Annotated in this window: 18 protein-coding genes; 8 read left to right on the top strand and 10 right to left on the bottom strand. The window is 66.8% G+C overall.

All coding sequences use genetic code 11. From position 1 onward, the window contains the following. Positions 1 to 3: 3 nt before the first annotated feature. Positions 4 to 633 (bottom strand): DUF222 domain-containing protein, encoded by a 630-nt coding sequence (locus FB459_RS04495; protein WP_246092529.1) that lies wholly within the window; start codon positions 631 to 633, stop codon positions 4 to 6. Further along, complete coding sequence (locus tag FB459_RS17155) at positions 533 to 877, bottom strand: hypothetical protein (protein ID WP_170221697.1); 345 nt, start codon at positions 875 to 877, stop codon at positions 533 to 535. The genes FB459_RS04495 and FB459_RS17155 overlap by 101 nt, the downstream gene beginning before the upstream one ends. Positions 878 to 1,262: 385 nt before the next feature. On the opposite strand from FB459_RS17155, the gene FB459_RS04490 reads away from it, so the two are divergent. The 7 genes from FB459_RS04490 (at position 1,263) to FB459_RS04460 (ending at position 8,970) form a co-directional block, all read left to right on the top strand. Further along, the gene (locus FB459_RS04490; protein ID WP_141927598.1) at positions 1,263 to 1,883 is read left to right on the top strand and encodes an urease subunit gamma; all 621 of its coding nucleotides are present in this window, start codon (positions 1,263 to 1,265) and stop codon (positions 1,881 to 1,883) included. Beyond that, positions 1,880 to 3,589, top strand: coding sequence for an urease subunit alpha (locus FB459_RS04485; protein ID WP_141927597.1), 1,710 nt, complete (start codon positions 1,880 to 1,882; stop codon positions 3,587 to 3,589). Before FB459_RS04490 ends, FB459_RS04485 begins: the two co-directional genes overlap by 4 nt. After that, entirely contained in the window at positions 3,589 to 4,224 is a 636-nt protein-coding gene (locus FB459_RS04480; protein ID WP_141927596.1) for an urease accessory protein UreF, read from the top strand. The genes FB459_RS04485 and FB459_RS04480 overlap by 1 nt, the downstream gene beginning before the upstream one ends. After that, complete coding sequence (ureG, locus tag FB459_RS04475) at positions 4,217 to 4,948, top strand: urease accessory protein UreG (protein ID WP_484455997.1); 732 nt, start codon at positions 4,217 to 4,219, stop codon at positions 4,946 to 4,948. The genes FB459_RS04480 and ureG overlap by 8 nt, the downstream gene beginning before the upstream one ends. Then, positions 4,932 to 5,621, top strand: coding sequence for an urease accessory protein UreD (locus tag FB459_RS04470; protein ID WP_141927595.1), 690 nt, complete (start codon positions 4,932 to 4,934; stop codon positions 5,619 to 5,621). Before ureG ends, FB459_RS04470 begins: the two co-directional genes overlap by 17 nt. 404 nt (positions 5,622 to 6,025) lie before the next feature. Further along, entirely contained in the window at positions 6,026 to 7,894 is a 1,869-nt protein-coding gene (locus FB459_RS04465) for a 2-oxoacid:acceptor oxidoreductase subunit alpha (RefSeq protein WP_141927594.1), read from the top strand. Continuing rightward, the gene (locus FB459_RS04460; protein ID WP_141927593.1) at positions 7,891 to 8,970 is read left to right on the top strand and encodes a 2-oxoacid:ferredoxin oxidoreductase subunit beta; all 1,080 of its coding nucleotides are present in this window, start codon (positions 7,891 to 7,893) and stop codon (positions 8,968 to 8,970) included. Before FB459_RS04465 ends, FB459_RS04460 begins: the two co-directional genes overlap by 4 nt. Before the next feature lie 577 nt (positions 8,971 to 9,547). On the opposite strand, the gene FB459_RS04455 is transcribed toward FB459_RS04460, so the two are convergent. Beyond that, the gene (locus FB459_RS04455; RefSeq protein WP_170221695.1) at positions 9,548 to 9,982 is read right to left on the bottom strand and encodes an enoyl-CoA hydratase-related protein; all 435 of its coding nucleotides are present in this window, start codon (positions 9,980 to 9,982) and stop codon (positions 9,548 to 9,550) included. Positions 9,983 to 10,059: 77 nt separating this feature from the next. Here FB459_RS04455 and rarD point away from each other — a divergent pair, with 77 nt between their 5' ends. After that, complete coding sequence (gene rarD, locus FB459_RS04450) at positions 10,060 to 10,992, top strand: EamA family transporter RarD (RefSeq protein WP_246092312.1); 933 nt, start codon at positions 10,060 to 10,062, stop codon at positions 10,990 to 10,992. Positions 10,993 to 11,102: 110 nt separating this feature from the next. On the opposite strand, the gene FB459_RS04445 is transcribed toward rarD, so the two are convergent. The 7 genes from FB459_RS04445 to nuoL form a co-directional block, all read right to left on the bottom strand. Then, complete coding sequence (locus FB459_RS04445) at positions 11,103 to 12,401, bottom strand: D-arabinono-1,4-lactone oxidase (RefSeq protein WP_211345130.1); 1,299 nt, start codon at positions 12,399 to 12,401, stop codon at positions 11,103 to 11,105. After that, on the bottom strand, positions 12,394 to 13,539 hold the full coding sequence (locus FB459_RS04440; RefSeq protein WP_239702414.1) for an alanine racemase: 1,146 nt from the start codon (positions 13,537 to 13,539) through the stop codon (positions 12,394 to 12,396). Before FB459_RS04440 ends, FB459_RS04445 begins: the two co-directional genes overlap by 8 nt. Beyond that, a complete protein-coding gene (locus FB459_RS04435) occupies positions 13,536 to 14,147 on the bottom strand; it encodes a TetR/AcrR family transcriptional regulator (RefSeq protein ID WP_129625263.1) in 612 nt (203 codons plus the stop codon). The genes FB459_RS04440 and FB459_RS04435 overlap by 4 nt, the downstream gene beginning before the upstream one ends. 152 nt (positions 14,148 to 14,299) lie before the next feature. Beyond that, positions 14,300 to 15,310: a polyprenyl synthetase family protein gene (locus FB459_RS04430; protein WP_129625262.1), complete on the bottom strand. Its 1,011-nt coding sequence runs from the start codon at positions 15,308 to 15,310 to the stop codon at positions 14,300 to 14,302. Positions 15,311 to 15,317: 7 nt separating this feature from the next. After that, positions 15,318 to 16,859 carry an NADH-quinone oxidoreductase subunit NuoN gene (gene nuoN / locus FB459_RS04425; protein WP_129625261.1) on the bottom strand — a complete coding sequence of 514 codons (1,542 nt, stop codon included), beginning with the start codon at positions 16,857 to 16,859 and terminating at the stop codon, positions 15,318 to 15,320. Further along, positions 16,859 to 18,406 carry an NADH-quinone oxidoreductase subunit M gene (locus FB459_RS04420; protein WP_129625260.1) on the bottom strand — a complete coding sequence of 516 codons (1,548 nt, stop codon included), beginning with the start codon at positions 18,404 to 18,406 and terminating at the stop codon, positions 16,859 to 16,861. Before FB459_RS04420 ends, nuoN begins: the two co-directional genes overlap by 1 nt. Further along, positions 18,406 to 20,262 carry an NADH-quinone oxidoreductase subunit L gene (gene nuoL / locus FB459_RS04415; protein ID WP_141929415.1) on the bottom strand — a complete coding sequence of 619 codons (1,857 nt, stop codon included), beginning with the start codon at positions 20,260 to 20,262 and terminating at the stop codon, positions 18,406 to 18,408. Before nuoL ends, FB459_RS04420 begins: the two co-directional genes overlap by 1 nt. Positions 20,263 to 20,372 lie beyond the last annotated feature (110 nt).

Genomic DNA, 20,372 nt, shown 5'->3' with positions numbered 1-20,372 from the left:
AGACTAACCAAGTTGCCCGAAATCCCCATGAACGCCACGGATGACGGAGAATCCCGCACCGGCGCGTTCTCCTTGGATCACGCTCGAGATCGCCAGGTCCTCCCGCAGTTCCCAACAGCGCGCCACCAGTGGCGTGTGGTCGACTCGCTGTTCATCGCGATGGATCACGGTTCTTCGGAGTTCTTTGTCGACCAGCCGGACCTTGCGTCCGACGTTCAACGGTTGAGACTTGGACCCGAGGACCATCGGGATGATCTCCGCATCGCAGGCGAGTTGCCGGATCGTGCCGGGGGTGACACCTACCCCGGTGTCGGTGACCCCGAGTCCGGCGAGGGCTTTGGCGAGCACCTCGTAGTCGATGGTCACGACCAACCGGGCACTCCCGAACGTCTTGATGCTGCCGTCACCGTCGATCCCTTGAGCGCCCATGGCGATCAGCGTGAGTAGCGCGTCTGCGCGTCGTTTCCCCGGGGACCGGGTGTCCGGTTCACCCGTCTTCGCAGCACCCTCGTTGTGGCGGTGGTTCGGCTCGTCACAGCAATCGGTGACCGGCGCGGGTGCGGACAACGCACCGATGGCGTGCTTCACGATTTCTGCGTGGTCGAGTGACAGGTCCGCGATCAACCGGACCATGCCCTCGGGCAGGTTCATCCAGGTCAATGATTCGTGTGCCCGGAGGGGCGTCTTCCGTGTCGTCCAACACTTCATCATCGAACGTGGCGATGATTCGTTTGGTCAGTTCGTGCACGGCTTTGGCGCCGGAGCCGGGTTCCAGGCCGAGGAACCAGGAGAACACTTCACCCCGGTCCGCGGCGGGCAGCACTGCTTTGATCGTGTCGATGTTGTCGAGCGCGGTCTTGGCGATGGTGGTGTTCACGCTTGCGGTGCACACCGCGTCCGCCAACACCTGATTCAACGGTGACCGGCACGCGTGGGCGAGTTTGCTGATCCGGGCGGCGTGCGCCGGCTCGATCCCCGACCGCAACGGCGCCGGCTCGCGTCCAGCAACAGAACCCGGCCGATCGCGTCCGCCGTTCGAACTCGCACGGCAGGCTTCTCAAACCCCAATTTCGCTCGCCTACAACGACATTCGCTACCCGCTGGTATCCACAGTCCCCGTCCGAGCACGCGGTTATCCACAGCGCGAATCATGCCATTGACAGACGCGCCTGATCACGCGCGCCACCTCTCGGCCGAGTCTTTCCACCGCCGGAACGACCACGAAACATCCCTGACATATCCGCTTGCCAGAGTCACCCGTCATGCACCTGATGCCCTCCGACACCGAGAAGCTGCTGCTGGCCGTGGCCGGCATGGTGGCCCGCGACCGGCTCGCGCGCGGGGTGAAGCTCAACCACCCCGAGTCCGTAGCACTGCTGTCGACCTGGGTGATCGAACACGCTCGTGACGGAGCGTCGGTGACGCAATTGATGGAGGAAGGACGCGAGGTGCTCACGGCCGACCAGGTGATGAACGGCGTCGCCGAGATGATTCACGACGTCCAGGTCGAGGCGACTTTCCCGGACGGACGCAAGCTGGTCACCTTGCACCATCCCGTGCAAGGCGGGTCGGCCGAAGCGCCCGGCGCAACCAGACCGGCGCAGACCGAGCGAGAAATCAATCCGCGTCCGGCCGACGAGCGCATCTCGCTCACCCTCACGAACACCGGTGACCGTCCGATCCAAGTCGGCTCGCACTTCCACCTGCCCGACACCAATCCGGCACTCGAGTTCGATCGCGCTGCGGCGCAGGGGTTCCGGCTCGATGTGCCGAGCGGCACGTCCGTCCGATTCGAACCGGGCGTTTCCCGCGAGGTGAGTGCCGTCAGCCTGCGCGGCGAACGCGTGGTGGCCGGCCTGCAGGTGAAGCAGAACGCGCGATGACGAGCATCAGCGCCCGCAAGTACGTCGACCTCTACGGACCGACCACCGGCGATCAGGTGCGGCTCGGCGACACCGACCTGTGGATCGAGATCGAACGCGACCTCACCGCCGAACGACCCGACGGCTCGATCAGCTACGGCGACGAAGCGGTCTTCGGGGGTGGCAAGTCGATCCGGGAATCGATGGCGCAGGGGTCGACCACCAGCGCCGACGGCGCGCCCGACACCGTCATCACCGGCGTCACCGTGCTCGACCACGCCGGCATCGTCCGCGCGGACGTCGGCATCAAGGACGGACGGATCGTCGCTCTCGGACGGGCCGGCAACCCGGACGTGACGGACGGCGTCCACCCGGCGCTGCGCATCGGCCCCTCGACCGACATCATCAGCGGCGAACACAAGATCTTGACCGCCGGCGGCATCGACCTGCACGTGCACTTCTTGTCGACCAGCCAGGTGCACGAGGCCCTCGCCGCGGGACTCACCACGCTGGGCGGCGGCGGCACCGGGCCGTCGGAGGGTTCCAAGGCCACCACGGTCACACCCGGACCCTGGCACCTGCGCAATGTGCTGCAGGGCCTGGACCACCTGCCCATCAACGTGCTGCTCATGGGTAAGGGAAATACCGTGAGCCACAACGGTTTACGCGAACAGGCTGAGGCCGGAGCTGCTGCCTACAAGGTGCATGAGGACTGGGGTTCGACCCCCGCCGCGATCGACGCCGCCCTGCGAGCAGCCGACGAGTTCGGTCTGCAGGTCGCACTCCACAGCGACTCGTTGAACGAAGCCGGGTACGTCGACTCGACGCTGCGCGCGATCGGCGGACGCACCATCCACGCCTTCCACACCGAGGGCGCCGGCGGCGGTCACGCGCCCGACATCATGTCGATCGCCTCACACCCGAATGTCCTTCCGGGATCGACGAATCCGACGCTTCCGCACACCGTCAACACCGTCGCCGAGCACCTCGACATGCTGATGGTCTGCCATCACCTCAACCCGTCCGTACCGGAGGACCTGGCGTTCGCCGAGTCGCGGATCCGGGCCACGACGATCGCCGCCGAGGACCTGCTGCATGACCTCGGCGCCCTGTCGATGACCTCCTCGGACGCTCAGGCGATGGGACGCATCGGCGAGGTGATCACCCGCACCTGGCAGGTCGCGCACGTGATGAAGCACCGCGTCGGATCCCTCGGCGGCGCGGCAGACAATCTGCGAGCGCGCAGGTACGTGGCGAAGTACACGATCAACCCGGCGATCGCGCACGGCATCGACCACCTTGTCGGCTCGGTCGAGGCCGGCAAGCTCGCCGACCTCGTGCTGTGGGACCCGGCTTTCTTCGGCATCCGCCCTGCTCTGGTCGTCAAGAGCGGCGCCATCGTGCGCGCCGCACTCGGCGACCCGAACGCGTCCATCCCGACCCCGCAACCCGTTCTCATGCGGCCCGCACTGACCGCCGAGGCCGCCCACGGCATCACGTTCGTTGGCCCCCTGGCCACGGACATCGGTCATCGCTACGGGCTTCGCCACGAGATCCAGCCCGTACGCAACACCCGCGAGGTGACCAAGGCCGACATGGTGCTCAACGACGCCTGTCCACGCATCGACATCGATCCGGAGACCTTCACGATCGCGATCGACGGCGCGGTTGTGCAGCCGTCACCGGCTACCGAACTCCCACTCGCACAGCGTTATTCACTCTTCTGATGTCCAGTCACGCACTGCTGCTCGCCGATGCGCGTCTGCCCACCGGCGGCCATACCCAATCCGGCGCCCTCGAGCCGGCCCTTCTGGCAGGAATGCCCGAGGCCGAGATCGAACACTTCCTCGTCGCTCGCCTGCGCACCAGCATTCGGGTGGACGCGGCGACGGCGGTGGTGACCCGCGCCGACCCTGAACGTGTCGAGGACGTCATCAGCGCCTGGAACGCACGCACGCCCAGCCACGTGGTGCGCGAGGCGTCCTGCCAGGCTGCCCGCGGCTACCTTCGGCTCGGCGTACGCGGCGGGCTGGACGCTCGCTGGAATCGCCGCACGGACGTCCCTCGTCCGGTCGCCGTCGGTCTGCTCGCCGCACATTGGAGTCTGGACGCGGAGGAGACCGCCCGCGTCGTGTGCCATGACGAGGTGCAGGCGGTTGCGTCCGCCGCCCTGAAACTCGCGCCACTCGACCCGATCGACACCGTCGGCTGGTCGCTCGGCGTTGCCGACGAGATCGACGAAGTGGTCGACGCGGTACGCGAACTGACCTCGCCCGACCACCTCCCGGCTGCAACCGCCCCGCTGTTGGAGCTGTGGCAGCACGCCCATCCCACCCACACCAGGAGACTCTTCCGTGCCTGACATCATGCTTGAAAACCCCTCTCGCGCAATGCGACTCGGCGTTGCCGGACCGGTCGGCACCGGCAAGTCGTCACTCATCGGACTGCTCTGCCGCGAACTCGGCACCCAGCTCGACCTCGGTGTGATCACCAACGACATCTACACCGACGAGGACGCCCGAATGCTGCGCGCCGCCGGCGTGCTCGACGCCGACCGGATCCGTGCCGTGGAGACCGGGGCGTGCCCGCACACCGCGATCCGGGACGACATCACGGCCAATGCGACCGCCGTCGAGGATCTCGAATCCGATTACCCCGGAATGGAACTCGTGTTGATCGAGTCCGGCGGCGACAACCTCACCGCAACCTTCAGCCCGGCCCTCGTCGATGCGCAGATCTTCGTGCTCGACGTCGCGGGAGGCGGCGACGTCGTCCGCAAGGGCGGCCCTGGCATCGCCCGTGCCGACATGTTGATCGTCAACAAGACCGACCTCGCGCCGTTCGTCGGCGTCGATGCGCACCTGATGCGGCGCGAGGGCGAGGTAGCCCGCGACGGCCAACCGGTGATCGCCCTGTCGCGCAACGATCCGGCGTCCGTGCAGTCCCTCACCGACTGGGTACTCACCACCCTCGCCGCCTACCGGGCGGGCGATCACCAGGCGATCGACCCGGGTCCGATGGCTCCGCATTCGCACGCCGACGGCACCACCCACGAACACGCGAGCGCCGGTGCCCACAGTCACTGAACCGCGCACCACCCGCATCGAGGTACACCCCGCTGGAGACACCGTCCGGACGAGGATGCGCACCGGTGTCCTGTCGCCGCGCATCACCCACCAGCAAGGTCACCGGCTGAGCATCACCCTGGTCGCGACCGAGGCCCTACTCCTCGGCGGTGACCACGTCGTGCTCGAGGTCGTGGTGGGTGAGGGTGTACGACTCGACCTCACCGACGTCGCCGCCACCGTGGCGTACGACGGCCAGGGACACAGCGCTCGTTGGACGACGCGCCTCACCGTCGCATCCGGCGCGAGCCTGCACTGGTGGGGTGAACCGCTCGTGGTGTGCGACGGTGCAATCGTGCACCGCTCATTGCATGCAGCCGTGGCCGAAGGAGGCGAACTACTCATGCGCGACGCCGTCCGTCTGGGCAGGCACGGTGAGCACGGCGGCGAACTGCACTGCGAGACCCTCATCGAGCACGCCGCCCGGCCTGCCGTTGTGGAACACCTCGTTCTCGACGATTCCCATCGCGACCTGCCCGGGTATCTGGGCGAGCACCGCACGATCGACACGGTCACGATCGTCGGCCGACGCCCATCCCCGGCGACCGACATCTTCGAACTCGCTACCCCTGGAGCAATCCATCGCACGTACGAATCGCCTCGGCGACGAGGCGTTTTCGCGTGCTGGCAGTGATCAGTCGACGTCCGGCGCCTTGGTGTCGGCACTCGGACTGCCGGCCACCAGATCACCGAACCATGGATGTGCAGACCGTCGTCCCGGACGTTGTTCTTGAACGGTCCCCTACCGTCGCGAATCATCCGGGTGACGACGCGGGTGGCGAGGAAGGTCAGCAGGAACGCGATCAAGCAGAGCGCGAGCGGCTGCTTGCCCGCGTCCGGGACGTACGTGTCCCACCAACCCACACGTTGACCCTATGTGCGGCACTCACCCTCGACGTATGTATAACGTTGCGTTAGGAATTTCATAACGCGGACGGATTCCGGTGTTTCTCGGACACAGGCGTACCGTTGTGGGTTAGCACCTCCTAACTCGCGAACCAACCTCCGCGAACGCGAACCTCGAAGAAGACGGGTCCAGTGAGCAGCAAGCAGTCCCAAGCACTCGACCGTGTGGTCATTCGTTTCGCCGGCGACTCCGGCGACGGCATGCAGTTGACCGGTGACCGATTCACCGCCGAGACGGCCTCCCTCGGCAACGACCTGTCGACGTTGCCCAACTTCCCCGCCGAGATCCGCGCGCCCCAGGGCACGCTGCCGGGTGTCTCCAGCTTCCAGTTGCACTTCGCCGACCACGACGTGCTCACCCCGGGTGACGCGCCCGACGTGCTCGTGGCGATGAATCCCGCTGCACTCAAAGCGAATCTGGGTGATCTGCCACGCGGCGCGACGGTCATCGTCAACACCGACGAGTTCACCAAGCGCAACCTGGCCAAGGTCGGTTACACCGCCAGCCCGTTGGACGATGAATCCCTCGCCTCATGGCAGGTGCACCCTGTCCCGCTGACCTCGATCACCGTCGAGGCGCTGCAGGAGTTCGAGAGCCTGAGCCGCAAGGACAAGGAACGCGCGAAGAACATGTTCGCGCTCGGCCTGCTGTCGTGGATGTACTCGCGTCCGCTGGAGGGCACCGAGAAGTTCCTGTCCACCAAGTTCGCCAAGTTGCCCGACATCCTCGCCGCCAACATCAAGGCATTGCACGCCGGTCACGCGTACGGCGAGACGACCGAGGCGTTCGGAGTCCAGTACGAGATCGCGCCGGCCCCGATGCCGCAGGGCACCTACCGCAACATCACCGGAAACGTAGCTCTTGCCTACGGATTGGTGGCTGCGTCGCACCGTGCGGGCATCCCGCTGACACTCGGCAGCTACCCGATCACGCCGGCGTCCGATCTGCTGCACACCCTGTCGGGGCTCAAGCGCTTCAACGTCATGACGCTGCAGGCCGAGGACGAGATCGCCGCTGTCGGTGCCGCACTCGGCGCGTCGTTCGGTGGGTCGCTGGGTGTCACCACGACCAGCGGACCCGGCCTCGCGCTCAAGGCCGAGACCATCGGCCTCGCGGTCTCCCTCGAACTGCCCCTGGTGATCGTCGACGTGCAGCGCGGTGGCCCGTCCACCGGCCTGCCGACCAAGACCGAACAATCAGACCTGCTGCAGGCGATGTTCGGCCGCAACGGCGAGTCCCCCGTGGCCGTCATCGCGCCGTGCACCCCGATCGACTGTTTCGACGCCGCGCTGGACGCCGTTCGCATGGCCACGAAGTACCGCACCCCGGTCATCGTGCTGTCCGACGGTTACCTGGCGAATGGTTCCGAGCCATGGCTGGTGCCATCCGTGGACGAACTGCCCGATCTGACAGTCGAATTCACCACCGAGCCCAACGACGTGGACGCCGACGGCAAACCGGTCTTCCACGGCTACAAGCGCGATCCGGAGACGCTCGCTCGGCCGTGGGCCGTGCCCGGCACCCCCGGTCTCGAGCACCGCGTCGGCGGTATCGAGAAGGCCGACATCACCGGCAACATCAGCTACGACCCGGCCAACCACGACCACATGGTGCGCACCCGCGCCGCCAAGATCGCCGGCATCGAGGTGCCCGACGTCGAGGTCGACGACCCGAGCGGCAAGGCCAAGGTGCTGGTGCTCGGCTGGGGTTCGACCTACGGACCGATCCAGGCCGCGGCACGGCTGGTGCGTGCCGGCGGCGCCGAACTGGCCACCGCACACGTCCGCCACCTGAACCCGTTCCCGGCGAACCTCGGAACCGTGCTCAAGTCATACGACCGGGTGATCGTGCCGGAGATGAACCTCGGCCAGCTCGCGATGCTGCTGCGCAGCAAGTACCTCGTCGACATCAAGTCGCACACCGCCGTTCGCGGATTGCCTTTCACCGCAACTGAACTCGCCACCGTCATCACCGAACACCTCGAGGGGGTCTCGCAGTGAGCATCGACCTGGGCATGCCCGCCACCATCGGCGGCGGCACCGCCGGCGTCCCGACCACCGACGCGAAGCAGACCAAGAAGGACTTCACCTCCGATCAGGAAGTGCGCTGGTGCCCTGGCTGCGGCGATTACGCGATCCTCGCCGCCGTCCAGGGCTTCCTTCCCGAACTCGGCCTCAAGCGCGAGAACATCGTGTTCGTCTCCGGCATCGGTTGCTCCAGCCGTTTCCCGTACTACCTCGACACCTACGGCATGCACTCGATCCACGGCCGCGCCCCGGCCATCGCGACCGGGCTCGCCACCTCGCGCGGTGACCTGTCGGTGTGGGTCGTGACCGGTGACGGCGACGCGCTGTCGATCGGTGGCAACCACCTGATCCACGCGCTGCGCCGCAATGTGAACCTGAAGATCCTGTTGTTCAACAACAAGATCTACGGCCTCACCAAGGGTCAGTACTCCCCCACCTCGGACGTCGGTGCCGTGACGAAGTCGTCGCCCGCCGGTTCGGTGGACCGGCCGTTCAACCCGGTCTCGCTGGCGCTCGGAGCCGAGGGCACGTTCGTCGCCCGCACCATGGACTCCGACCGCAAGCACCTCACCGAGACGCTGAAAGCCGCTGCGGCACACCGCGGTACGTCGCTGGTGGAGATCTACCAAAACTGCCCGATCTTCAACGACGGCGCCTTCGAACTGCTGAAGGACCGTGACGAGGCGACCGCGCGCCTGTTGCACCTCGTGCCCGGCGAACCCGTCCGTGCCGGCACCGGCGACGACGTGCGCGTGGTCGTCAGCGCCGAGAACGGTTCTCTCGCCGTCGTTCCCGAGTCGGACGCCGATCCGAATCGCATCGTCCACCACGACCCCACCGACCTCGGTCTCGCGTTCGCGCTGTCGCGGCTGGACGACCCGTCGTTCGCGCACGTACCGATGGGCATCTTCCGCCAGGTCGAGGTGCCGACGTACGACGACCGTGTACGCGCCCAGATCGACCAGGCCACCGGCGGCGAACAGGTGGCCGACGCCGACCTGCAGCAACTGCTGTCCGGTGCCGACACCTGGGACGTCAACACCCGCTGAACCTCTTCTGCTGATTCCGTATCACCTTCCGGCGGCCGGCTTTTTGAGGTGTCGGGTTTTCAGGCGGCTACGAAGGAGACGGGATGGCCGGTTTTCGGTGCTCGTTGCGTCCTGGGTGGTTTGCCCGTAGGCGGTTTCGTATCGCCTTCCGGCGGCCGGCGTTTCGAGGTGTCCGGTTTTCAAGCGGCTTGAGGGAGGCGGGATGGTGCGTTTTCGGCATTCGCGCGTCCTCAGGTCGTCAACGATGCGCACCTTATGTACAGGCGCGCAGGTTGCGTACACATGCCCGCGCTGCGTCCGGACGCGCACGTTATAACGTGCGCATCCGGACGCAGCCTGGGCGCTTGTACGTTTCCTGCGCAGACTTTCCGGACGTGCGCCCGTCAGGTAGTGAGGTGGGACAGCAAGGCCGCGGCCCCTCCCGTCCAAAGCCTGCTTGAAAGCTGGACACCTCGAAAGGCCCCCGCCGGAAGGCGATACGGAACCGCCTGAAACAGCACCGTCACGCAGCCCGAACCACTCGTTGCCGGGGTTCTCGTTCGAACTCACCGGGTTTCAGCGCACGGTCACCAACGCTTCAGCGGCCCTCGAACCTCGGCGTTTCGCGCGCGAGTGATGCCTCGATACCCGCCGCCGCGTCGGCGGTCTGCATGAGTCGCGCGGTCGCGACCCGGAAATCCGCTGCGCAGGCCAGCCCGAGTCCGCCGCCGACCGCGGCACCTTGCACCGCCGCCACCACCGGAATCTCGAGCGCGAAGATCCGTTTGCCCGCTTCGTACAACGCCGAGATCGCACCGTGCGGGTCGGCCCGGATCTGTCCGGCGGCGAAGTCGACGTCGGCGCAGAAGTGCTTGCCGACGGACGCCAGCACGACGGCCCGTGCACCCTCGTCCTGCGCGCGCCCGCCCGCGTCCGCGATCGAGACCAGCAGTTCGCGATCGAAATGGTTGGCCGGCGGACGGTTCCACTCGATCACCTCGACGTGGTCGTCGATGGTGAGGTTCACGGTCATGGCGCCCATCCTGCCGCGCCGTGATCAGCGGCTGAAACGGTTCGATAGGCAGCCGATCGATGCCCTACCGTTCACTGGTGAGGCACGAACGGGACGAGGTCAGCAAGGGCACGGTCTACGGGTTCGCGGCTTACCTGCTCTGGGGCGCGTTTCCGCTCTACTTCCACCGACTGCTGCCGGCGGGCGCCTGGGAGATCCTGGTCCACCGCATCCTGTGGACGCTCGTCGTCTGCGCGATCGGCGTCGTGGTGTTGCGACGAACCGCGTTCATCCGCAAGCTGATTCGCGACAAGCGCCGATTGGCACTGGTGACGATCGCCAGCCTGCTCATCGCGACCAACTGGCTGGTCTACGTCTACGCGGTCAACACCGGACGCACCAGCCAAGCGTCCCTCGGCTACTTCCTCAACCCGTTGGTGACGATCGCACTCGGCGTGGTCGTGCTGCGCGAGAAGCTGCGCCCGTTGCAGTGGATCGCCGTCGCGATCGGCGCGGTGGCCTGCCTGTACCTCACCGTCGAGGGCGGCACGTTCCCGTGGATCTCACTGGTGCTCGCGTGCAGCTTCGCCTCCTACGGTCTGGCGAAGAAGCGCATCGGCGGATCACTGTCGGCGTTCGAGAGCCTGGCGGCCGAGACGGCCATCCTGTCCCCGATCGCGCTGGTCGCACTCTTCCTGCTCGCCGCACGCGGCGACACCACGTTCGGCTCCGAGGGCGCCGGTCACACGCTGTGGCTCGCGTCGTCCGGTATCGCGACCGCCATCCCGTTGCTGCTGTTCGCTGCCGCCGCGTCACGCGTCCCGCTGGTCACCATCGGGCTGCTGCAGTTCGTCACGCCGGTGCTGCAACTGCTCTGTGCGGTGCTGTTCCTCGGCGAACAGCTGTCAACCGCACGCTGGATCGGCTTCGCGATCGTCTGGCTGGCCCTCGCCGTCCTCAGCGCCGACTCGCTCGCCAGCGCAGGCCGCTCCCGACGGTCGGCGAGATCGGCGCGAAACGCAAGCGTCTGAGAGACCTGCACGTCCGAAGCGGTTCGATGCTCTATTCGCTTCGTTCGCTGCAGAGATTTCGGCGCGTACGCCTTCGTCGCTCAGGCGTACGGCTCAACCACCAGAGATGATCAGGCGCCGAGGACGCGGTCGAGGTAGGGGTTGGTGAACACCCGCTGCGGGTCGAGTCGGTCACGCACGGCCACGAAGTCGTCGAACTTCGGGTACACCTTGCGCAGATCGTCGGCGCCGAGCTCGTGCATCTTGCCCCAGTGCGGGCGCGCCTCGTGATCGCGAAGGATGTCCCAGAACGCCGCGAAGTACTCCTCGTGCGGACGCGTGCGGAACTGGTGCACGGCGATGTACGCCGACTCGCGGTCGTAGGAGGTCGACAGCCAGACGTCGTCCGGCCCCGTGAAACGTACCTCGACCGGGAAGCAGGTGGTCGACGGGTGCGCACGGTGCCACTCGTCCAGGCGCTGCAACACCTCGACGGCGTCGGCTCGGGGCACGGAGAACTCGGTCTCGCGGAAGACGACGTCACGCTCGGTCGGGTACACGATGTGCGACCAATCGGTGTAGGTCTTGGCCGAGAGTGCACGAGCGGAAACCTGGTTGATCAACGACGTCGCCCGCGGAACACGTCCGGCGAACCGGTTGACCGCCTCGAACACCTTGTTCGACAGCAGATCGTTGTCCAGTCGGTCCTTCCACGCGGGCATCGGCGCACGCCTGGACTCCTCGCGGTGGCGCGAATTCGTCTTTGTCAGAACGCGATCGGTGTCGGGAAACCAGAAGAACTCGAAGTGGTCGTGGGCGGCGATGCGCTCGTCGACCTCTGCCAGCACCGTCCGGAAGGAAGCCGGTCCTTCCTGCGCGGTCAGCAGGTAGCGGGGCTCGCACTGGTACTCGATCGCGGTGATCACACCGAGCGAGCCGAGGGTCAGCGCGACGGCCGGCAGGAGCTGCGAATTCTCGCAGTCGCAGACGCGCAGCAACGTGCCGTCGGCGAGCACCAACTCCACGCCGCGCACCATGCCGGAGAACCCGGTGAAACCGACACCGGTGCCGTGCGTACCCGTCGAGGTCGCGCCCGAGAGCGTCTGCCGGTCGTAGTCGCCTTGGTTCGGCAGACCGAGGCCTGCTTCGTGCAGCGCGACCACGGCGTCCTTGAGGCGTGTGCCCGCACGCACCCACGCCCGTCCGGTGGAAGCGTCCGCGCTGATGAGCCCACTGATGCGGTCCATCCGCAACTGAATGTCGACCGGTTGGCCGATCGCGGTGAAGGAGTGGCTCGCGCCGATCGGCTTGACCTTGCGACCCGAGGCGAGCGCCTGCGCGCAGATCTGCTGGACGTGCTCGACGTCGCAGACCTCGACGATCTCGACGTCGGCCGTGGCGGTACCGCTCCAGTTGCTCCACTCAGCCAAAGTTCTTCCCTTCGCCGCGATAGGTCGGGACGCGACCTGTCACCTGCCCGTCGCTGATCAGCACGATCTCGTCGAAACGCTCACACATCTCACCCGCCTTCGCGTGCCGGAACCACACCAGGTCACCGAGTTCGAGATCGCGGGCAGCCTTGCCGCGCAACGGACTCTGCACCTCGCCGGCGCCCTCCTGCAGGAAGTAGGACAGTCCGGACGGGTGGGTCGGGGTGGGCAGGCGCGAGCGGTCGGCCGCACCGGAGGCGAGGTAGCCGCCACTGAAGGTGACGACGACGTCGGCGCGCGGCTTGCGCGTCACCGGCGAGACGAACCATGCCGCGGGTTCCACCCGTAGGTCGTCGAAGCCGTCGAAACTGGCGGGCGAGAAAAGGCCTGAGCCTGCTGCGAGTTCGGTGATCGCCGGGTCGAGATGGGTGGTGTGCAGGCTGCCGGTGCCGCCGCCGTTCACGAACTCCAGGGACGCGTGCTCCTCGACCGCTGATCGGATCGCGCCGCGGTCACGGGTGAGCTGATCGAGCGACAGCTTCTTCACGATCCGCATGCCGGCCTTGTTGTCGGGCACTCCGGCGACCTGCGCCTCGTAGAACATCATTCCGACCAGCGCGAGACCGGGAGTTGCGGCCGCGTGCGCTGCGAGGCGGCCCGCCTCGTCCGCGGTGTGCACGCTGGATCGGTGCGCACCGATCGACAGCGCCACCAGCCGCAGCGAGCAGTCGACGTCGATCGAAACCCGCAGCGGCACGTCCTGAGCGAACCGGGCCAGCCAGTCGATGTGCTCGGGCAGATCGACCATGAACGTGATCGCTGCGGCCAGCGTGGGGTCGGCTGCAACGGTCCGCACCGATTCCTCGTCCACGGTCGGGTACGCGACCACGACATCGTCGATTCCGTTGCGTACCAACCAGATCGCCTCGGCCACTGAGTAGCCCAGCACTCCCTGGTAGCACTTGAAGGACAGCGCGCGTTCGATCAGCGATCGCACCCGGATCGACTTGGATGCGACCCGGATCGGCATTCCACCGGAACGGCGAAGCATGCCCGCGGCGTTGGCGTCGAAACGATCCAGATCGACGACAGCGGTCGGGACACCGGCCTTCGTCAGCGCTCTCCAGGGCTCGGTCAATCGGACCCCGCGAGCAAGGTGTCGATCGTCATTCCGAAGATGACGGCGTAGCCGTCGAGCACCTCGAGGGCCGCCTCGTCGTCGCCGTCGGCGATCCAAGCAAGGGCGACACCGTCGGTGACGGCAATGATCATGCGGGCCAGCGTCTGGCTCGGCAGCGGCAACTCCGGCACGGAATCCAGCAGGCGCTGCTCGATGAACCGGGCGACGGTCGCGAAGGAACGCTGGAACATCATCTTCGCCAGCTCGGGGCCAGGCTCCTCCTGGCGCACCAGGTGGGTTGCGAGCTCGTAGATCAGCCGCTGGCGGTCACGGTTGCCGCCGGCCTCGACCCAGTACGCCCGGAAGGCCGCGCGGATGATCCCGGTGTAGTCGTCGGGCGCGATTGCGCTGAGGTCGACCTCGAGGGTCGGCTGCGCGATCGACTCGACCACGGCCTCCAGCAGCGCGCGCTTGGATCCGAAGCAGTAGTGGACCGTGCCCAGGGAGACCCCTGCTTCGGCGGCGATGCGGCGGACCGTCGCCGCTTCCAGGCCTTCGTTGAGCGAGACCCGAATGGCCGCCTCGACCAGTTCGGTACGACGAATGGCCGCGGGAGTGCGTGACATGGGGTTCTCCTTCTCCCGGTCTTGAACGGCCGTTCAAGACAATACCCGGTGATTCCCGGATATTTCAGCACTCTTGATCTTGACGGGTGTCAACCGGCTCCGAACCGGCGCGTAGCACTATCCGCTCGACCACCGGGCCGAGTCCGCTCGGCTCAGGCAGAGCGTTCGGCAACTCCCTCGGGCAGCGCCCGCAGCGTCTGCACTGCATCGCTGTCCCCCAGCCCGTCCAAGAGCGCCCGAGCCGATGCCGCCACGGCGACGGTGTGCTCACGCGCCTGTTGCAGCGCCGGGTGGGCACGCAGCAACGCCAGCGCCTCGGCGTGCTCCGCGGGATCGGTGAGCGGCCGGGATACCAACTCCTTGAGCCGATCATCGGCAGGGTCGGTCGACGCCAACGCGTACAGCACCGGCAACGTGCGCACGCCCTCGCGCAGGTCGGTGCCCGCGGGTTTACCCGAGACGTCCGAACTCACGTCGAGCACGTCGTCGGCCAGTTGGAAGACCATGCCGACCAGCTCGCCGTACTTGGTGAGCGTCTCGACGACGTCGTCCGCAGCGCCGCTGAACATCGCACCGTAGCGAGCCGCGGTCGCGATCAACGAGCCCGTCTTGTCGGCGAGCACGTCGAGGTAGTGCGCCATCGGATCGGCATCGGCCGGGGCCTGACGGTCGTCCTCGATCTGACCGGTGCACAGCCGGACGAACGTCTCGGCCTGAATGCGGACCGCATCCGGTCCGAGCCCGGCCATGATCGCCGACGCCTTGCCGAACAGCAGGTCGCCGATCAAGATCGCGGTCGAGTTGTCGTACTCGGCGTTCGCGCTGGGGACACCGCGACGCAGGTCGGCCTCATCCATCACGTCGTCGTGGTACAGCGAGGCGAGGTGGGTTAGTTCGACACCCACCGCCGCGTCGACCACCTGCTCATTGCGTCCGTCACCGAGTTCGCAGGCCAGCAGCGTCAGCAACGGGCGGAACCGCTTGCCGCCCGCCTCGACCAGGTGCTTGGAAGCCCCGGCGATGAACGGGTCGTCATGCTGGACGACCTCCCGCAGCCGCGCGTCGACCTGTGTGAGTCCCTCGGCGAGCCGGGTCGCGAGCTCTTCGCTCGCGCCCGGCACACCGATGGTGGACGTGTCGGTAGGGCTCGTGGACATGCTCATGACCGGATCAGCGCAGGAACTGCGAGGCGTGGCCCGCGATGTCCAGCAACGGTCCCGGCAGCACACCGAGCGCCAGCGTGATCGCGGTACCGGCGGCCACCGCTACGGCGGTCAGCGGCGACGGCATCGCCACCTGGACACCCTCGGCCGGCTCGGAGAAGAACATCAGCACGATGACGCGGACGTAGACGAACGCGGTGATCGCGGAGACGATCACGGCCACGACGACCAACCACACCGAGCCGTGCTTGACGGCCGGCGCGAACAACGCGAACTTGCTGGTGAAGCCCGACGTCAGCGGGATACCCGCGAACGAGAGCATCAGGAAACCGAACACACCGGCCAGGATCGGGCTGCGACGGCCGAGGCCCGCCCACTCCGACAGGTGCGTCGCCTCGACGCCCGATTTACGCACCAGCGCCACGACCGCGAAGGCGGTGATGGTCGCAGCGCCGTAGGTGGCGACGTAGAACTGCACACCGGCGACCGAATCCTTGTCGAGCGCGGTCAGCGCGAGCAGCAGGAAGCCTGCGTGCGAGATCGAGCTGTAGGCCAACAGACGCTTCATGTCGGTCTGGGTGATCGACAGCACCGCACCGACGACCATCGTCAGCAGCGCGACGATCACCATGACCGGCTGCCAGGTCCACCGCATCGTGTCGAACGCGACATAGAAGACGCGCAGCAACGCACCGAAGGCGGCGGCCTTCGTACACGCAGCCATGAAGCCCGAGACAGGGGTCGGGGCACCCTGGTAGACGTCCGGCGTCCAGGAGTGGAACGGCACCGCACTGACCTTGAACAGCAGGCCCACCGCGATCAGGATGATGCCGAGGACGAGGACGGAGTCCTGGCCGCTCTGGGTGCCGACGGCGTTGGAGATCGACGCCAGGTCGAGCGTGCCCGCGAAGCCGTAGATCATCGCCGAACCGAACAGGAAGAACGCCGAGGAGAAGGCTCCCAGCAGGAAGTACTTCAGGGCGGCCTCCTGCGACAGCAGGCGACGGCGACGAGCCAGACCGGTGATGATGTACAGCGGCAGCGAGAGCACCTCGAGCGCGACGAACATCGTCAGCAGGTTGTTGGTCGAGGGGAACATCATCATTCCGGCGACCGCGAACAGCGTCAGCGGGAAGACCTCGGTGGTGGTGGCGCCCAGGCGCTCGGCCTGAGCCTCCTGCGGCGAACCGGGCACCGATGCACCGGACTGGGTGAACGCGTCCGCACCGTCGGAGGTGAAGCGCTCGGCCATGACCAGGACGGCCAGGAACGACAGCACCAGGATCGTGCCCTGCATCATGAGCGCCGGGCCGTCGATCACCAGGGCGCGACCGGCGGTCACACCCTGGTGGTCACGCGCGACGGTCACCAGCAGGACGAACGCGGCCACCAGGCCGATGAGGGTCACGGCGAGCTGCGCCGCGTACCTGGCCTTGCGGGGCGCGAACGCCTCGATCAGCACACCCACCATCGCCGCACCGAAGATCACGAACATCGGCAGCAGCGCCGAGTACTCGATCTGCGCCTGCGTGAAGGTATTGGGATCCATTACTTGGCGCTCCCGTCAACGGCCGCACCGGTCTTCGGAGCGGGGTCGGTCACCCCGACGTGCTGCAGCGTCTGCGTCACGGCGGGCTTCAACATGTCAAGGGCCGGCTTGGGGTACACACCCAGACCGATCAGGAAGGCGATCAGGACTGCGGCGACGACCTTCTCGCGGACGTCGAGGTCGCGCACGGCGGCGAACCGCTCCCCCTCCGGCTTCGGACCGGTCATCAGGTGCTTGTACATCAGCAGGATGTAGATCGCGGCCAGGATGACGCCCACCGCGGCGATCGCCGCAGCCAGCCAGTACTTGCCGAAGGTGCCCACCATGACCAGGAACTCCGAGACGAAGGAGTTCAGACCCGGCAACGCCAGACCGGACAGACCGGCGATCAGGAATACACCGGCGAGTACCGGGGTGACCCGCTGCCAACCGCCGTAGTCGGGGATGTTCTGGCTGCGACCGCGCACCACGAGGAAGCCGGCGAACAGGAACAACGCACCGGTGGTGAAACCGTGGTTGATCATGTAGAGGTTCGCGCCGACGTGCGAGGTGCTGGTCATCGCGAAGATGCCGAGCACGATGAAGCCGAAGTGGCTCACCGAGGTGTAGGCGATCAGGCGCATCATGTCGGTCTGGCCGATCGCCACGATCGCCGCGTAGATGATCGAGAAGACCGCCAGCGTGATGACCACGGGCGTTGCCCACTTGGACGCGTCCGGGAACAGCTGCAGGCAGAACCGGATCATTCCGTAGGTGCCGACCTTGTCGAGCACACCGACGAGCAGGACGGCGACGGCCGGCTTGGACTCGGCGGCGGCGTCCGGCAACCAGGTGTGCACCGGCGCCATCGGGGCCTTCACCGCGAACGCGATGAAGAAGCCGACGAACAACCACTTCTGGGTATCGAGCGGGATGTCGATCCCGGTCAGGCGGCTGACCAGGAAGCCGTGTTCCCCGCCGGGACCGGCCTGGAACAGGCCGATGACCGCGACGAGCATGACGAGTCCACTGGCGAGGGAGAAGATCAGGAATTTCACTGCGGCGTACTGGCGGCGCGGGCCGCCGAACTGGCCGATCAGGAAGTAGACCGGGATCAGCATCGCCTCGAAGAAGACGTAGAACAGGAAGACGTCCGTGGCGGCGAAGACACCGACCATGAAGGTGGCCAGCACCAGAAGCAGCGCGTAGTACGCCTTCTGCCGGCCGGGGGTGTCGTCCTCGACATCGCGCCAGGCGGCCAGGATCGCGATCGGCACCAGCACCAGGCTCATCAGGATGAGCGCGAGCGCAATGCCGTCGACACCGAGCGCGTAGGAGACACCGAACTGCTTGATCCAGGTGTGCGTCTCCGTCAGCTGGAACTGCTGACCGCTGCCGCCGGTCTTGAACTGGGTCGCCGCGGCGATGCCCAGACCGAGGGTGATCAGCGAGAACACCAGCGCGACCAGGCGCGCCGAGGCCGCGGCTGCCTTCGGCAGGCAGCCGATAACGATGGCGCCGACCAACGGCACGACGCCGATCGTCGTCAACCAGGGGAAGTTGGACATCAGTTGATCACCCACAGCAGACCGAGGATCGCGACGATGCCCACGAGCATCGTTGTCGCGTAGGAGCGGACAAAACCGTTCTGCAGCTTCGCCAGGCGCGAGGAGCTGCCGCCGATCATCGCGGCCGTGCCGCCGACGGCGCCGTCGATGCCCTTGTTGTCGGCGAAGACCAGCGAGCGGGTCAGGTGCAGGCCGGGACGAGCGAACGCGGCCTCGTTGAGGTCGTCCTGGAACAGGTCGCGACGCGCGGCACGCGTGGCGAACGAACCGACCGGCGGCGTCACGGGGACGTCGTCGCGCCAGTAGCGCATCCACGCCAGGGCCACACCCACGGCGACGAACAGGATCGTCAGCGCCATGATCACCGGGATCGCGATGACCGGGTGCTCACCCTCAGGGTGGGCGCCGACCACCGGCTCCAGCCAGTGCGGGAAGTCCAGCAGCGTGAGGGCCAGACCGAGGAAGGCCGAACCGACCGCGAGGATCATCATCGGCACCGTCATCGACAGCGGCGACTCGTGCGGGTGGACGTCGTCGGTCCAGCGGCGCTTGCCGTGGAAAGTCATGAAGAACAGACGCGACATGTAGAACGCGGTGATACCCGCGCACAGCAGCGTCGCCCCGCCGAAGACCCACGGACGCCAGCCCTCGCCGATGAACGCGGCCTCGATGATCTTGTCCTTGGACCAGAAACCGGACAGACCCGGCACACCGATGATCGCCAGCCAGCCGAGGCCGAAGGTGATCCAGGTGATCTTCATGACCGAGGACAGCCCGCCGAAGCGGCGCATGTCGACCTGATCGTTCATTCCGTGCATGACCGAACCGGCACCGAGGAACATGCCCGCCTTGAAGAAGCCGTGCGTGACCAGGTGGAAGATCGCGAACGCGTACCCGACCGGGCCGAGACCGGCGGCCAGGATCATGTAACCGATCTGCGACATCGTCGAGGCGGCCAGCGCCTTCTTGATGTCGTCCTTGGCACATCCCACGATCGCACCGAACATCAACGTGATCGCACCCACGATGCAGACCGCGAGACGGGCGTCCGGCGTGGCGTCGTAGATGACATTGCTGCGGACGATGAGGTACACACCCGCGGTCACCATGGTGGCCGCGTGGATCAGCGCCGAGACCGGCGTCGGGCCGGCCATCGCATCGCCCAGCCAGGCCTGCAGCGGGAACTGCGCCGACTTACCGCAGGCAGCGATCAGCAGGAAGATTCCCATCGCGGTGAGCGCGCCCCTGCCGGCTCCGGCGACCTGCTCGTTGACTCCGGCGAAGTCGACGCGGCCGAAGGTGGCGAACATCGTGAACATCGCCAGCAGCAGACCGAAGTCACCGACACGGTTCATGATGAACGCCTTGTTGGCGGCGGTCGCGTACGCCGGGTTCCAGTTCCAGAAACCGATCAGCAGGTAGGAGGCCAGACCCACGCCTTCCCAGCCGAGGAACAGACCGACGTAGGAGTCGGCGAGCACCAGCGTCAGCATCGCGGCGATGAAGAGGTTCAGGTAGGCGAAGAACCGGCGCTTGTCCGGGTCGTGCTCCATGTAACCCAGGGAGTACACGTGGATCAGCGAGCCGACGAAGGTGATCAGCATGACGAAGGTCATCGACAGCTGGTCCATCAGCAGGCCGAAGTCGACGTTCAGCGCGCCGGCGTCGATCCACGAGAACAGCTTCAGGTGAGCTGCGCGGTCGTGGCTGTCCTTGCCGAGCATGCCGAGCAGGACGGCGAGGCCGACGCCGAAGGAGGCCCAGGACAGCACGGTCGCCAGCAGCGGACCGATCTTGTCCAGCTTGCGTCCGCCGAGCAGCAGCACGGCAGCACCCAGCAGCGGCAACGCGATCATCAGCCAGCCCAGGGACGCGATGCCCTCGGCGGCGTGTGCGGTCTGCGCCTCGCCGGACGCCAGGACGGCGCCCTGGACAGAGGTCGTGAGGAAGTTCAACTCAAGTCACC

The sequence above is a fragment of the Yimella lutea genome (assembly GCF_006715095.1).
GTDB classification, from domain to species: domain Bacteria; phylum Actinomycetota; class Actinomycetes; order Actinomycetales; family Dermatophilaceae; genus Yimella; species Yimella lutea.
Note: the sequence above shows the minus strand (reverse complement) of the source record. Positions and strands in the feature narration are given on the sequence as shown.

Bases quoted from the DNA above. Each gene is read 5' to 3' on its own strand.
- FB459_RS04495 (WP_246092529.1), bottom strand. From the start codon at position 633: ATGGTCCGGTTGATCGCGGACCTGTCACTCGACCACGCAGAAATCGTG.
- FB459_RS04490 (WP_141927598.1), top strand. From the start codon at position 1,263: ATGCACCTGATGCCCTCCGACACCGAGAAGCTGCTGCTGGCCGTGGCC.
- FB459_RS04485 (WP_141927597.1), top strand. From the start codon at position 1,880: ATGACGAGCATCAGCGCCCGCAAGTACGTCGACCTCTACGGACCGACC.
- FB459_RS04480 (WP_141927596.1), top strand. From the start codon at position 3,589: ATGTCCAGTCACGCACTGCTGCTCGCCGATGCGCGTCTGCCCACCGGC.
- FB459_RS04455 (WP_170221695.1), bottom strand. From the start codon at position 9,982: ATGACCGTGAACCTCACCATCGACGACCACGTCGAGGTGATCGAGTGG.
- FB459_RS04435 (WP_129625263.1), bottom strand. From the start codon at position 14,147: ATGTCACGCACTCCCGCGGCCATTCGTCGTACCGAACTGGTCGAGGCG.
- FB459_RS04430 (WP_129625262.1), bottom strand. From the start codon at position 15,310: ATGAGCATGTCCACGAGCCCTACCGACACGTCCACCATCGGTGTGCCG.
- nuoN (WP_129625261.1), bottom strand. From the start codon at position 16,859: ATGGATCCCAATACCTTCACGCAGGCGCAGATCGAGTACTCGGCGCTG.
- FB459_RS04420 (WP_129625260.1), bottom strand. From the start codon at position 18,406: ATGTCCAACTTCCCCTGGTTGACGACGATCGGCGTCGTGCCGTTGGTC.
- nuoL (WP_141929415.1), bottom strand. From the start codon at position 20,262: ATGATCGCGTTGCCGCTGCTGGGTGCTGCCGTGCTGCTGCTCGGCGGA.